Here is a 14,409-nt window from a genome sequence, read left to right as displayed (position 1 = left end):
AGGCATGAGTGAGAAGTCTCAGTTCCCCCTAGATTCCTACGGAGTCCTCAACACCATCACGGCCTATCAGCAGGCCGCAGCGGTCTCAACCGGCGTTGAGACCGGCCTGTTCACAGCCTTGGCTTCGGGCCGCCAGACATCGGTCGACGTTGCAGAGGCGTGCGAGACGCACCCTGTTCCGACGCGAAGTTTGCTCGACGCGCTCAGCGGTATGGGTTTCTTGCACCGAGATATCGGTGACAATGCCGAACCTCACTACCGGCTTGCCGGCGCCGCTGTTGAACTTGCCGCGGGCGGAGCTCTGGTTGATCTGGTGCGCAAAGAGGCCTACCTCGCAACTCAGTGGCAGAGCCTCGAAAAGACGGTGCGCACTGGAACACCGATCATCGCGCCGTGGCGCACGCGTCTCGCTGATGACCCTTCTGCGACACGCAGCTTCTTGAGAGCCCTCGTCACACTGGCCCGGTTGATCGGCGCAGATTTGACGAGGGTCCCGGAGCTTGGTGAGGGACGTGACGTGATCGATGCCGGAGGTGGCCTCGGGTCATACGCCGTTCCTTTGGCTGCCGGCGGCGCTCGTGTGCGGCTGGTAGAGCTTGCTACGGTCGCGGAATGGTGCCGCGAGGAGCTCGAGGGCTCCGCCATTGAGGTCATCGAAGCTGACTTATTGACTGACGTAGCACTCGGCGTGGAGGAATCCTCCGCCGACAGCGTGCTGTTCTCCCACCTGCTTCATGACCTCAGCGATGAAGATGCGCTTGTTGTATTGCGCAAAGCTGTCGACGCGTTGCGGCCCGGTGGCGCCGTGGTCATTTTGGAGATCCCCGGCGACGCGCCCCTTCCTTTGGGAGGTCTGTTCGATCTCATGATGCAAATAGAGACTCCGGGCCGTGCGCGGCAGTCGGATGAGCTCATCCAACTGCTCGCGGCGGCAGGGTTTGAGAACATCCACCGAGCCGACGTCGCCGACCCAAATCTGGTGCTGATCGGAGAACGCTCATGAGCATCCCCATGGAGCCCATGAGCGTAAACGATGTCTATCGAATCATTCTCGATCGCATCAGCGCGGGGCAGTACCCTCGTGGCTCTCGACTGCCGTCGTGTCGACAGATGGCGACGGACCTCGGTTCAAACCCTTCGACGGTCGACCGTGCCGTTCGCAGACTTGCCGAACTCGGAATTCTGCGCACGGTGCCACGGACCGGCACTTATGTGGCCACGGCGGGTGCACCCGTCGCTCATTCGCAGGGTGAGGTCGCCGATGAGGTTCGTCGTGTGTTGCGGCGCGCATGGCGCTCAGGGGTCCCGATCGACGACATCCGGGCGATTGTTGCAGACGCGGTAGATGAGATCGAGACCGCACCGCGCATTGCGTTCGTTGAATGCAATCGACGCGATCTGCAGCACATGCATTCGCTGGTGCGGCAGCAGTCGCGATTTGAGATGCAACCGGTGCTGCTGGCAGATGCTTGGGGGCGCAAACTTGACGAAGAGTTTGACATCGTCACTACCCCGGTGTTTCACCTCAATGACCTCGGCGACGTCGTCTCTGACTTCGACAACGTGGTTGAGATCACTTTCATCGCCTCGCAGACCGCATTGCGTCAGCTTGTGAGCCTCAGAAATGCCAGACGCCTGGTTGTCGCGGCACCAACCGAGCGTGGCGTTTCTTGGATGGCTTCGGTAGTGGGCCAGTATTTCTCGGGGCCCATCGAGCGGTTCCACATAGGTGTCGATGACCCCGCGATGCTCGATGGCGTCGAAGTAGTGGTGCTGAACAATGCGGCCCGCCTTCCTGATGGCTGGGAGCTGCGCATTCCTAACATCGTTCCTATCGAGTGGGAGCTTGATCCGCGCTTCGCGGCGTCTTTCGAAGAACGAATCGCAACGCTACTTACACGCCGCAGGGAGACCGCACGATGAAACTCACCTTTGGCCTGTCACACATGGACAGGGTGCTTCCACTCGCAGACGGGCGAGTGCAGATTGGCAGTCAGGGGGCACCCATCGATGCAACGGTCTCGCTCATGCCCACGCAGGCACTCTTCAACCAGCAGCTCGTCGACCACACGTTCGACTGCGTGGAGTTTCCCATCGCAACTTTTGTCAGATTGATGGAGCAAGAGCGAAACCCTTACATCGCGCTGCCGGTGTTTCCGTCTCGCCATTTTCGACTCTCGTGCGTGTTCGTGAATAGGCAGTCCGGCATCACTCAACCGGCGGACCTTGCTGGCAAGAGAATCGGTCTTCCCGTCTTCGACATGGCCGCTGCCGTGTGGCTGCGTGGCATTTTTGCCGAGTACTACGACCTGGATATCCTCGCGCCCATTTACGTATCGGGAGGGCTGGAAGATGCGCGCACGGGCGACGAGCACCCGCAGTACTACCCACCGCAGTTCACGCTCGAGCATCGTAACGACGCGTCATTGGCGCAGTTGCTTGCCGACGGTGAAATTGACGCGCTGTACACGGCCCGTGCACCCTCAACGTGGCCGTCCGACACAGTGACGCGTCTGTTCGATGCGCCCCGCGGCGAAGAATTGCGGTACTTCCAACGCTCGAACATCTTCCCGCCGATGCACGTCTTGGCTCTCAAACGCGACATCGCCGAACAGCACCCAGAGGTCATTGCCGCCATCTATCGTGCCTTCGGGGAAGCGCAGCGCGTCGCGAGGCGTGACCTCTGGGATTCGACGGCACTCAGCACGATGTTGCCGTGGCAACTTGAGGCTCTCCGCGAATCGGAGGATCTCTTAGGGGGCGACCCCTGGCCGATGGGATTTGCGAAGAACTCGCACACGATCCGGACGCTGATGAGGTATCTCTACAACGACGGACTGATCACCACAGAGTTCGTCCCTGAAGACATGTTTGCAGGTCCTGAACAGGATTTTCTGCTCTCGACCTAAGCCTGATTGTCTACATAAATATCGCACGCCGGGCGACGAAGTCACGAATGGCTTCTGCAAACACGTGCACTTTCGCCTGAAATACGGGCGAAACACGCCTCAGAATACAGTCAGATTGTCAACAATTGAAAGGGCAGGTCATGCGCACAGGTCAGGAATACCTCGCAGCACTGGCGGATGGTCGCGAAGTATGGGTCGACGGTGAGCGGGTGGAATCTGTCGCAGAGCACGCCGCGTTTCGTGGCGTCGCGCAGACGACGGCTTCGATCTATGATCAGTCGAACTCGCCCGGTAGCGAACTGCTCGACCCCGATACGGGCCGCCCGCGTATCTACTCCATCCCGCGCACAGTAGCGGAGAGCAACGCACGTCGCGCGGCGCTAGAGGAGTGGTCCGCGGCGACGAACGGCTTCATTGGCCGCGGCGCGGATCATGTTTCGGGTCTGCTCGCGGGCTTTGCAAGCAACCCGGCGGTTTTTGACGACGAGAACTATCAGCTGGGCAATCGAGTCGTCGAGTTTCACGAGTACGCCGCATCTCGGTCTTTGTGGATCACGAACGCGATCGTGCCGCCACAGGCGAACCCCCTTGACACGAGTTCACACGTTCGTCCGGTGGAGGTTGTCGATGAAGGAGCAGACGGGATCATCGTCGACGGCGCACAGATGCTCGCCAGCGGTGGCGCCGTTGCCGACGAGCTGTTTGTCACGTGCGTGCGCCCCCTTGCGCCGGGTGAAGAGAGCCGCGCACTATCGTTCGTCGTCCCCATCAACGCAAAGGGTCTGCGCCTGATTTCTCGGCGTCCTTACGCGACCATGGGTGATGCCTTCGACTACCCGCTGTCTGCGCGCTACGACGAGTCAGATTCCATGGTGACTTTTGATCAAGTCAAGATTCCTTGGGAGCGAGTTTTCATCGTCAGAAATCGAGCGGCGCTGCAAACGCAGTTCTTTGGCACCGCTGCGCACCAGCTCGGCAATATTCAGGCTGTGATTCGATTGTCGGCAAAACTTCGCTTCATCGCAGGGCTGGCAAGCAAAGCAGCGAAGGCAAATGGGCGTGAAAAGTCCGAGTCCGTAAAGAACGCGGTGGCGGAAGTGAGCCTCATCGCCACGACTATCGAGTCGTTCGTTGAATCGGCGTACGCGCGCGCGTATGTCGATGATGTGGGCGTTGTTCGTCCCGAGGGCCAGTTTCTCTACGCTGCGCTGGGGATGCAGACAGAAATGTATCCGCGCGCGATCAAGATCCTGGGCGAGCTTGTCGGCGGCGGTGTCATCCAGCTACCTTCATCGGCCGCCGACATGATGAACCCGACTGAGCGAGCGTCGATGCGGCGACTCATGGGGTCGGAGCAGCTGGGTCTTGATGATCGCGTCAAGCTGTTCAAGCTGGTTTGGGATGCGGTCGGTACCGAGTTTGCCGGCCGTCACGTGCAATACGAGCGCTTCTACTCCGGGGCGCCTGCGGTAGTGAAGAATTACGCGCACCGAAACTATCCGTTCGATCGGGCAGAGCGTCTGGTCGACGACTTCCTGTCAAGCTACGGGCTTCCCGGAACCGATCATGACTGACGTTGCCCCTCCGGTGAGCCGTCCGAAGGTTGTACGGCATCAGCTCGAACGGTTGATCATCACAGGCGAGCTGGCGCCAGGTGATCGATTGGCCGAAGTGCTCTTGGCAGAACGGCTCGGGGTGAGCCGAGGGCCTATTCGCGAGGCAATTACTGCTCTGGAGCGCGACGGTCTTGTGGTGCAGATACCGAATCGGGGCGCATTTGTCCGCGTCGTCAGCGAGGCGGATGCCCGGCATCTGTACGAGATTCGATCTGCACTGTTCGGGCTGGCGTGCGGGCTTTCAGCATCGCGTCATACCGGCAGCGTCGACATTGAGCTCCGAGGACTGCTTTCCTCGATGCGGGGTGCCGCCGAGCGGGCAGATCACGAGATGTACTTCGACCTCAACCGTGCATTTCATCGGACTTTGCTGGAGACATCGGGCAATCCATTTCTTGCAAAGCAGTACGAAACCATCTCGCGTTCTATCAACCTGTTCCGCGCGCGGGCGCTGACGATTCCAGAGAACGTCGCGGCCTCTCTCGAGGAACACGAACGCATCGCCGCCGCGGTGACCTCAGGCGATGAAGAACGCGCGCGTTCGTTAGGCGCCAGCCACATCGCTGGTGGGTTCGCGCGTCATTTGGGAGAGAGCGTGGTCGCATCATGACCGAGACGGGAACCTACTTTTCGCCTGGCGGCCAGTTCACGCTCACAGAGGCCGAGTCGGGGTCGCTGCGTGGCGTTACCGTCGCAGTGAAGGATCTCTACGATGTTGCCGGACACGTGACTGGCGCGGGAAACCCCGCTCTTACTTTCCACGGCCAGCCCGCTCAGTCTCACGCTGCCGCCGTTGGTCGAGTGCTTGATGCCGGAGCCACCATCATCGGAAAAACGGCGACAGACGAACTGGCCGCGGGGATGTTCGGTGTCAACTCTCACTTTGGGACGCCATGGAATCCCGCCGCGCTGGATCGAGTTCCCGGTGGATCATCTAGCGGCGCGGCATCCGCGGTTGCTGCAGGAGACGCGGCGCTGGGTCTAGGCACTGACACCGGCGGATCGGTGCGAACCCCTGCATCGTTCTGCGGAATCTTCGGCTTGCGCACTACGCATGGCCGCATCCCGATTTCAGGTGTGCGCCCGATGGCGCCTCGTTTCGATACCGTGTCTCTGTTGGCGCGCCGTGTCGATGTGCTCGCGGCGGCGATGAGTGTTCTTGCGGACGCGCCGGTCGTTCCGCGTTCGATCGAGAAGATCGTGTTGCTCGAAGACATGCTCGACCTTGCGGATCCCGAAACCGCCGCACTGACGCGCCGCACCGCTCAACGCTGGTCGCGGTTGTGGGGCCTGTCGCTTGAGAGTGCGCGGCTCGCGCCGCCTGGTGAGTTTCTTCGTTCGCTCGTCGACACCTTCTGGCCGCTCATGAGCCGGCAGCTGTGGGAGAGCAACGGCGAGTGGATGCTTCGTGAGAACCCCCCTCTTGGAGACGGCATCAGCGAACGCATTCTCGCGGCCCGGGAAATCACCGACGCAGAGATCGAAGAGGCCGAGATCGCTGTGCGTGCGCTGTCGGCTCGCGTCGAAACGCTTTTGGACTCTGCGCTCGCTGTCTTGCCCTCCGCGATTGGCCCCGCACCCTTGCGGACGGCACCCTTTGAGGAGCTGATGGAGTTTCGGACGCGCAATCTTCCTCTCGTGGTGCCAGCGTCACTGTGTGGCCTGCCCCAACTGAGTATTCCCGCGGGACTCGTCGACGGCGCGCCCGTCGGTACGTCGTTGCTGGGGCTGCCGGGTGATGATGAGTTACTCCTGCGTTGGGCGCAACGGCATGGGATCGGCGCATGAGCGACGGCCGGCGAGCGCCCGCCCCCTTCGAACTCACCGCACACGGCACCGGGCTTCCGCCCTATCGTGGCGCTCGAGTTCTCGTCACCTTCGTGGTGAACATCGAACATTGGAGCCTTGATAAACCCATGCCGCGTGCGGCGCTTCCGGCGCCCCATGGCATGAGTGTCGTCCCCGACGTCGCGAATCACTCGTGGGTGCTTTACGGACTCCGGGTTGGGCTCGCTCGAGTCGTCAAGGCGCTGCAGCCGCTCGGGGACCGCGTAACGGTGGCACTGAATTCATCGGCAGTGGTCGAGTACCCCGCAGCCATCGATCTCATTGAACGGCAGGGATGGGAGATCGTGGGGCATGGCGTGCGCCAAGAGAGCGTGCAATCAGTTGCCGACGAGGAGACGGCCGTTTCCGGCGCGATAGCTCAGCTCCGGCAGCGGTTCGGCGTCGCGCCGCGCGGCTGGCTCAGTCCAGGAATGAACCAGACCGACGACACGCTGCGTCTTCAGCGCGCCCACGGCATCGAATTCACACACGACTGGATGATTGACGACCGCCCAGTGTGGCTTGAGACCGGCGGCGAGCCCATGCTCGGGCTGCCCTACACGTTGGAAAACAACGATGTGACGGTGTATCAGATACAGCACCAACCTGATGGCTCGTTCTTGAAGAGGGTGGAGCGCACGCTCGACAGACTGAGCCAAGAGAGCATCGATGGCACAGTCGTGTTGCCAATTGGGCTTCATCCCCACATCGTGGGCGTTGCACATCGCATTGCAGAAATTGAACAGATCGTCGATCTCATCGTTCGATCTCCGCAATGTCGGGCGGTGACGTCTTCAGAGTTGGCGGATTGGTATCGCACTGAGGTGCCCATATGACCGCGGTCCAGAACCAGATAGGCGCTATCGAGAACCAGAAAAGTGCTGTGCAGAAACGGGCTCGACTACGGCCGTGGCGGGGGAGTTCATCCGCCGACGACTATTTTGCGGGCAGCGTCCTGCGCCTTGAGCAGTTTGAGCATGAGATCCGCGCGTTTACTCACCGGAACGAGCGTCAGCTGCGCGAGAGCATCGAGAAGGCTGCGCGGGATTCCCGCGACGGCAAAGCTGTGGCACCGCTCGCGGGAATGCCCGTTGCAGTGAAGGAGATCATCGATAGCGCTGACTTTCCCACCGAACACGGATCAACGCTGTATCGGGAGCGCCGCCCAACGCGAAATGCGACGTGTCTGCAACGTCTCGTCGACGCCGGTGCGCTCGTTCTCGGAATGACCACCAGTACTCCCTTCGCGTGCGGAACCACGACTGTCACGGCAAACCCGCATCGGTTGGAGCACACCCCCGGCGGCAGCTCTGCGGGTTCTGGCGCTGCAGTCGGCGCCGGATTTGTTCCCGTGGCGCTTGCTACGCAGACGGGCGCCTCGACCCTTCGGCCTGCCTCGTATTGCGGTGCCTACGGCTACAAGCCTTCGCACGGGCGCTACCCCATGGACGGCGTGCACCCGCTCGCCGAGACCCTTGATGATGTCGGAGTCATCGCTGCTTCGGTGAACGATATTGAGCGAGTCGACGCGGTGATCGCAGCGCGCACTACCGATCGATTGCCCGCGCCGGCGCCGACGAGTGTTCGAATTGGCTGGGTGCGCCTCGACGCAGGCGAAGAGCCCGACCCCGCGAGCTGGGCGGCGTTGAACCGCGTCCGGAGACATCTGACGGGCGTGGGGATGCACGGCGTCACGCCGGTGCAATCCGAGGATCTTGCAGCGTTTGACTCGCTCGTTCGAGGCTCGACGGATCGAATGTTCGACATCTTTGCAGCAGAGAGCGCGCCGATCCTGGCGCAGTACGTTAATCGGCCAGACCCGGAGGAAGACCCGCGGCTTGCGGAGCTTGTCACCCGCGCGCGCACTCTTGACACCGAGGACCTCGCCGCGGCGTATGAGCTGAGGGCGCGTTTGCGTGCTGCCCACGCTCAGCTCGCTGATTCTGTCGACGTGCTGGCGACGCTCGCGACAGTGAATCCCGCACCTGCGGGACACGCGCGCACCGGAAGCAGGACGATGCCGGCTACTTCGAGTTTTCTTGGTCTTCCCGCTATGTCATTGCCCGTTATGCACGTCGATGGCATGCCCCTGGGGTTGCAGCTCATCGGGTTCGAGGATCGTGACGAGGAGCTTTTCGCTCTCGCGCGCACTATCGACGCCGCGTTTTCGGGCCACAGTGTCGGTTTATCTGACTGCACGAAAGGAACAGAATGAGCACGAACATGAGCGCGGGAGTGGAGCGCGTGCGCCTGCTCGAAGAAGCTGTTGCTCGCGAGGTCGCTGTTACTGCCTATCCCACGCCCGAGTGGTTGGCGCCGCGTGAACATGACGGCGAGAGCGTCCGTGATGTCTTGATCGTCGGGGCAGGTCAAGCAGGGCTCGCGCTGGCTTTTGCGCTCCGGAGGCGCGCGATCACGAACGTCGAGATCTGGGACGAAGGCGAGAAGGGCAGCGAGGGGCCATGGATCACGTACGCCAAAATGCACACGCTGCGCACGCCGAAATACCTCGCCGGTCCCGATCAGGGAGTTCCCTCACTCACCGCCGAGGCGTGGTACCGCGCTCAGTATGGCGACGAGGCGTGGGAAGAGTTGCGATTCATCGAAAAAGAGCGGTGGCAAGAGTATCTGGTGTGGTTCCGTGCGGTCACTGGAGCGCAGGTTCGAAACCACACTCGCGTCACTGGCATCTCACCCGCCGACGACCTGATTGCGGTGTCGTCAGAAAGCCCTGAAGGTGTCAACCGCGTGACGTACGCGCGGCGAGTTGTGCTGGCTACGGGCATGGCAGGAAACGGCCGGTGGACAGTGCCGAAGATTCTCAGCGACGCGCTTCCCGCTGATCGTTACAACCACACGGGCGAGCAGGTCGATATGGAGTCGATGCGCGGCAAGCGAGTGGGTGTTCTTGGTGGCGGAGCTTCCGCTTTCGACTACGCAGGCTCAGCTTTGGAATCTGGTGCAGCTTCCGTGGACCTGTTTTATCGAAGGGCCGTGGTACCGCGGGTCAACCCGTTTCGATGGATGGAATTCTATGGATTTGGAGCTCACTTTCCGGATCTGTGCGACGCCGACAAATGGCGGTTCACGGCAAGGTTTCAACAGACCAACCAACCGGTGCCCCAGTACACGTGGTATCGCTGCACTCGCTTTGACGAGTTCACTTGGCACGTCTCATCGCCGTGGACTTCGGTCGCCCTCGTCGATGATGAAATTGAAGTCTGTACGCCATCAGGGGTCTATCGCTTCGACCATGTCATCGCGGGGACGGGTCCTTCGGTTGATCTCGCTGCCCGACCCGAGCTGGCAGAACTCGCCCCTCGGGTTGCACGCTGGCGCGACCGCTACGAGCCCCCGCAGGAGTGGGCGGATGCTTCTTTGGGGGAGTACCCGTACCTCGGCGGCGGCTTCGAGTTCTTGCCGAAGAACTCCGAAGTCGACGGGTGGGTGAGCCGCGTCTACGATTTCACCTACGGCGCGAAGCTCTCGATGGGACTCAACGGCAACATGAACTCGGGACTTGGTGCAGGAACACGACGTCTGGGAGAAGCGGTGAGCAGATCGCTCTTCGTCGAAGACGCTGACGACTTCTTCGACAGCTATCACTCCTATGACACACCTGAGCTGGTCGACCTAGGCCGGCCCGAGGACTCTCGAAGTGCGTGATCTCGTCGGATACGGCGCGCACAGACCTGATCCGCAGTGGCCGGGCGGCGCTCGGCTCGCGGTGAATTTCACTGTCAACTACGAGGAGGGTGCCGAGGAGTCCACGCCCGATGGCTTCGATCACAGCGAGGCGCCGCTCACCGATGGTGTTCCCGCCGGGAGCGACGTAATAGGTCGCGATCTCGCTGCCGAGTCCCTGATGGCATATGGGGCGAGGGTCGGTGTCTGGCGGATTCTGCGGATGTTCGAGGAGCGTGCAATGGCCGGGACTCTGTCGGCGTGTGCGGTTGCGCTCGAGCGCAACCCTCTGGTCGCGCCTCTCTTTCGGGAGGCGGGCTTCGATCTTCTGGGGCATGGCTGGCGGTTCACGCGCCACTACCTGCTGGACGAAGCAACCGAACGCGAGCACATGGAGCGAGCGTTGGAGTCTTTCGAGCAGACGTGGGGTGCGCGCCCGTCAGGTTGGTACTGCCGGTACGGGCCGAGCGTGAACACACGCGCCCTTGTTTCTGCGCACGGTATTTCTTACGACTCGGATGCATACGATGATGAGTTGCCCTACTGGACTCAGGTTGACGGCCAACCCCATCTTGTTGTGCCGCACACCTTTTCAAACAATGACAACAAGTACACCAAAGGCTGGTGGGCGACCAGCGACGACGCCTACGCATATTTGAAGGATGCCTTTGACGTGATGTACGCGGAGGGTGCGTATAGCCCCGGCATGATGATGGTGAGTATTCATCCACGAGTCAGCGGGCATCCCGCGAGAGCGGCGGGGCTCGGCCGCTTTCTTGACTACGTCGCTAGCCACGAAGACGTGTGGGTCGCACGTCGGGAAGATATCGCTACGCACTGGCGAGCTATCCATCCCTCGGCCCAAGGCGGGGCGCGCTGAGATGAGGACCACTCCGCGTGTTATCGAAGGCGGCTTTGTGCTGTCAGCGGGGAACAATGCGTTTGAGCCGCTCGACATCCTTGTCGAGGGTGGAAAGATTGTCGCGCTCGAGCGACGGGCGGCTGCAGGACCCGCGCCGTTCGAATCAGTGGCGGGGCCACGTCTGTCGGCACATGGGCGGCTTGTGGTCGCTGGTTTCACCAATGGCCACACGCACTCGCATTCCAGTCTGCTCGGCGGCATAGCGAGGGAGCGTACTCTCGAGGAGTCGTTGATGAATGGCTCATGGATGGCTTCGCAGCGGTCAGCCGAATTGACGCGACTGAGCACGATTCTCGGCGCAACGGAACTGCTGGCTTCGGGGTGCACGGGAGTTTTCGATCTCGTCTCGCATTCGCCAGCGATCGACCGCGAGGCGTTTCTTGCGACCGCGGACGCATATCGCGAGGTGGGTATTCGAGCGACGATGGCACCGATGGTCGCGGATCGGCCGTTGACCGAGGCAATTCCCGCGCTCGCCGGCTGTGCCGAGGCGCAGTCGCCCGTGACGAGCGATCCCGGCACTGCAGTAAGCACGATTCAAACCTGTCGGGAACTCATCGAGGAATGGCCCTTCGATCGCGACATGATTGCCCCGGCTGTCGCCCCTACGATCCCGACACACTGTTCAGACGAACTTCTCCGTGGACTCGACGAACTTGCTCGCGAGATGAACGTGCGACTGCATATGCACCTCGCTGAATCCAAACCCCAAGCTCACGCTGGATTGTTACGGTACGGACGATCCATCACCGCAGAGTTGGACGCGCGAGGCATGTTGCGCGATGGCGTGACCGCAGCGCACGCCATCTGGATTGATGGTGCGGACGCGCAACGTCTCTCCGCGGGAGGTGTCGACGTGGTGACTGTGCCCACGAGCAACCTGCGACTCGGCTCGGGCGTACAAGACTCGCGTGCACTTCTCGATGCGGGCGTGCGCCTGTCTGTGGGGACCGATGGCGCAAACTCTTCGGACGCACTCGATATGGTGAGCGCGATGCAACTGGCCGGACTTCTCAGCCGCGCGTTCGACAGGCCGCAGAGCGAGTGGCTTTCAGTGCCCGAGCTGTTTTTCGCCGCAACACAGGCGGGGTCGTACGCATGCGGGCGAGGATCCTTCACCGGGGTGCTGCAGCCGGGTGCTGCCGCAGATCTATCGCTGTGGGATCTGAGCTCTCCGGCTTTTACCCCGAGGTTCGATCTTGCAAACCAAGTGATCACGGCGGGCCGTGCGGCAGATGTCAGAACGGTTTTGGTGGCAGGCCGCATCGTCTACGACGAGGGTATTTTCCCGGGTCTCGACGTTCATGCCATGCGTGAGCGCGCCAATGAACTCGCCCAAGACTTCTTCGATCGCACTCGCTCAGCGCGCACACGCGCACTGAGCGAGGCGAAAGCATCTACCGAAACGCTGGCTGCCGAGCGGGCGCGTTCGTGGTCGCCCTCGCGGCTTCTCGCTCACGAGCCCGACGGTCGCACTTCCCCGTCCGAAACACGCTAGACAAACGCGGGCAAGTCAGTCCACGCGTCGGGGGCGGGCTCGACACCATCGCGGGTCACGGTTCCTTCGATGAGGCCGTACGGGCGATCGGCGGCCCAGAACACTTCGTTCGGGTTTTCGAGTCCGAAGGGCTTCAGGTCGTACGCGAAGTGGTGCTTGTTGGGCATCGAGAAGCGCACTTCGGCGATCTCGGGCCGTGCCTCAATAGCAGCTTTGCCCATTTCGAAGAGCGTCTGCTGCAGCGCGAGCGAGTGCACTGTGGCGAAGGTAGACAGCAACACCTCGAGCACCTCGTTGTACAGCGCGTTGTAGTCGATTCCGGCGTCGACTGCCTCGGGCAAGAAGCGCCAGCGCCCGGTGACTGACGTCGCCATGATGCGGTCTGTGGCCTCGACGAGAGTCGTGTACTTGTCTCGAGGGAATCCGTGGAATTCGCTTCCGGTCGACTTCAGCACCGTGAGGTCTTTGACACCACCTGTGACGTGGGTCTTGCCATCCATTACCTGAACCGATGCAAGACGTGTACCCTGGCCGACGCGCACGAATGAGTGGTCGTGAGGCTTGCCATCAACCAGAATTCGCGCCCACTCGTACTGCTCGGCCTGCCATAGGCCGCCTTCGATCCAGTCGAAGCCCGAGACGAAGTGCTCTGACAGCTTCAGCAGATACTCCTCGGGTGAGAGAACGCCGTGTTCTTTCGCGAACGCGAAGGCAGTGTTCTTCTGCGTGTCAGTTGCTACCACCAAGCTGTTGTCGCCCGAGAGGTAGGAATCGACAAGGGCTGCGCCGCGCAGTTGGGATGACACATTGAGGTCGACGATCTCGTGGCGTGGGGTATCGCGATAGATGCGCACAACACGGTTCTCGGCCTTGCCGTACTTGTTGGCGCCGAGACTTACGGACACATCACTCATAGCTAACTCCCTCTATAGGTTGAATAGGCGAACGGGCTGAGCAGCAGGGGCACGTGGTAGTGCCGGGTGCCGCCGTGGGCTGCGCCTTCAACGCTGAAGGTAACGGTGATGAACGGGTAGAAACTCGCGGTGTCGCGATCGGTGAAGTACTCGCGCGTGAGAAACGTCAGCGTGTAGTCACCTGGTTCCAAGACCTCAGGGCCGAGCGACGCCCGACCATCGGCGTCGGTCTTTCCGTGGGCAATGATCGCCCCGGGAGATTCGGCAACGATTGATTGACCGGATGCTGCGGCGAGCACCACGCCCATCCCTCTGGCGGGTTCACCCGTTGCGGCGTCGAGCACGTGGGTGGTCAGGTGTGTCATGAAGAATCCTTCAGGGAATGAGCGGCGGTGGGCTCTTGCATCGTCGAGGTGAGCCGCAGCAACGCGATCTCGGCCAGCTGCGCTACGGCTTCGCTCGCTTCGGTGTCGTCATCGTTACGCAGCCGACGTTCAAGTTCGCCCAGCATTTCGGCGGGTGAGCGCCCGGCTGCGCGAATGAGAAAGACGCGACCGAACTGAGTTTCGTAGGCGGTGTTTCCTGCCGCGATTCTTGATGCGACGCTGGCGTCGGCATCCGCCATCGAAGCCTGCTCACGTCGAGAGGCGTCTGCCTCAGCACCCGTTGCGATCGGCTTCTCACCGATCCGGGGGTGACGTTCGAGTGCTGCATCGAGATCGGCGCGTGTCCAGGCCTGGGCGCGCAATGAGGCAAACCCTTCGAGTTCGGCCGCAGAATCGTATGGTCTCGCCCCGACGATCTCGTGCGCCCACGGCGCGACGGCGGCCCAGGTCAGCGCCAGCTCGATCGCGTCGGCGGCGGCCATGACGTTGAAGTCGTCGATGTTCACAGGGCTCCTCTCTGGCTTTGACGCTACCGCCGGTAGTGACGCACGAAGTTTTCGTCAGGAAAAATTCTTGTTTCGTGCACTGCGGCAGCCGTGTTGCGATCGCGCGTTACACGGCTGAAACGAACGACGCGTGCAGCGGCAATATCG

General features: G+C 61.6%; 14 protein-coding genes. 11 read left to right on the top strand and 3 right to left on the bottom strand.

All coding sequences use genetic code 11. The features are described from left to right. The first annotated feature begins 4 nt into the window (after window positions 1-4). The 11 genes from AB0O81_RS07835 (at window position 5) to AB0O81_RS07785 (ending at window position 12,456) form a co-directional block, all read left to right on the top strand. The gene (locus AB0O81_RS07835; protein ID WP_363582963.1) at window positions 5-1,003 is read left to right on the top strand and encodes a methyltransferase; all 999 of its coding nucleotides are present in this window, start codon (window positions 5-7) and stop codon (window positions 1,001-1,003) included. Then, a complete protein-coding gene (locus AB0O81_RS07830; protein WP_363582961.1) occupies window positions 1,000-1,923 on the top strand; it encodes a GntR family transcriptional regulator in 924 nt (307 codons plus the stop codon). Before AB0O81_RS07835 ends, AB0O81_RS07830 begins: the two co-directional genes overlap by 4 nt. A 23-nt stretch (window positions 1,924-1,946) precedes the next feature. Further along, complete coding sequence (locus AB0O81_RS07825) at window positions 1,947-2,909, top strand: hypothetical protein (protein ID WP_363582959.1); 963 nt, start codon at window positions 1,947-1,949, stop codon at window positions 2,907-2,909. A gap of 140 nt (window positions 2,910-3,049) precedes the next feature. Further along, a complete protein-coding gene (locus tag AB0O81_RS07820) occupies window positions 3,050-4,483 on the top strand; it encodes a 4-hydroxyphenylacetate 3-hydroxylase N-terminal domain-containing protein (protein ID WP_363582957.1) in 1,434 nt (477 codons plus the stop codon). Next, window positions 4,476-5,135, top strand: coding sequence for an FCD domain-containing protein (locus tag AB0O81_RS07815; protein WP_363582955.1), 660 nt, complete (start codon window positions 4,476-4,478; stop codon window positions 5,133-5,135). The genes AB0O81_RS07820 and AB0O81_RS07815 overlap by 8 nt, the downstream gene beginning before the upstream one ends. Next, entirely contained in the window at window positions 5,132-6,313 is a 1,182-nt protein-coding gene (locus AB0O81_RS07810; RefSeq protein ID WP_363582953.1) for an amidase, read from the top strand. Before AB0O81_RS07815 ends, AB0O81_RS07810 begins: the two co-directional genes overlap by 4 nt. After that, window positions 6,310-7,188 (top strand): polysaccharide deacetylase family protein, encoded by an 879-nt coding sequence (locus tag AB0O81_RS07805; protein WP_363582951.1) that lies wholly within the window; start codon window positions 6,310-6,312, stop codon window positions 7,186-7,188. Before AB0O81_RS07810 ends, AB0O81_RS07805 begins: the two co-directional genes overlap by 4 nt. Beyond that, on the top strand, window positions 7,185-8,567 hold the full coding sequence (locus AB0O81_RS07800) for an amidase (RefSeq protein WP_363582949.1): 1,383 nt from the start codon (window positions 7,185-7,187) through the stop codon (window positions 8,565-8,567). Before AB0O81_RS07805 ends, AB0O81_RS07800 begins: the two co-directional genes overlap by 4 nt. After that, window positions 8,564-10,018, top strand: a complete 1,455-nt coding sequence (locus AB0O81_RS07795) for an NAD(P)/FAD-dependent oxidoreductase (protein ID WP_363582947.1) — start codon at window positions 8,564-8,566, stop codon at window positions 10,016-10,018. Before AB0O81_RS07800 ends, AB0O81_RS07795 begins: the two co-directional genes overlap by 4 nt. After that, window positions 10,011-10,916: an allantoinase gene (locus AB0O81_RS07790; protein WP_363582945.1), complete on the top strand. Its 906-nt coding sequence runs from the start codon at window positions 10,011-10,013 to the stop codon at window positions 10,914-10,916. Before AB0O81_RS07795 ends, AB0O81_RS07790 begins: the two co-directional genes overlap by 8 nt. A gap of 1 nt (window position 10,917) precedes the next feature. Beyond that, entirely contained in the window at window positions 10,918-12,456 is a 1,539-nt protein-coding gene (locus AB0O81_RS07785; RefSeq protein WP_363582943.1) for an amidohydrolase family protein, read from the top strand. Here the strand turns inward: AB0O81_RS07785 and pucL are convergent. From pucL to uraD, 3 genes are read right to left on the bottom strand one after another with little or no spacing between them, the layout of a single operon-like run. Next, window positions 12,453-13,370 (bottom strand): factor-independent urate hydroxylase, encoded by a 918-nt coding sequence (gene pucL / locus AB0O81_RS07780; protein ID WP_363582941.1) that lies wholly within the window; start codon window positions 13,368-13,370, stop codon window positions 12,453-12,455. The two genes, AB0O81_RS07785 and pucL, sit on opposite strands and share 4 nt — an antisense overlap. Window positions 13,371-13,372: 2 nt before the next feature. Then, complete coding sequence (uraH, locus tag AB0O81_RS07775; RefSeq protein ID WP_363582939.1) at window positions 13,373-13,735, bottom strand: hydroxyisourate hydrolase; 363 nt, start codon at window positions 13,733-13,735, stop codon at window positions 13,373-13,375. Continuing rightward, window positions 13,732-14,262: a 2-oxo-4-hydroxy-4-carboxy-5-ureidoimidazoline decarboxylase gene (gene uraD / locus AB0O81_RS07770; protein ID WP_363582937.1), complete on the bottom strand. Its 531-nt coding sequence runs from the start codon at window positions 14,260-14,262 to the stop codon at window positions 13,732-13,734. Before uraD ends, uraH begins: the two co-directional genes overlap by 4 nt. Window positions 14,263-14,409 lie beyond the last annotated feature (147 nt).

The organism is Microbacterium sp. NPDC076911, from assembly GCF_040687125.1.
Taxonomy (GTDB): Bacteria; Actinomycetota; Actinomycetes; order Actinomycetales; family Microbacteriaceae; genus Microbacterium.
This window is presented reverse-complemented; position numbering and strand designations above follow the sequence as displayed.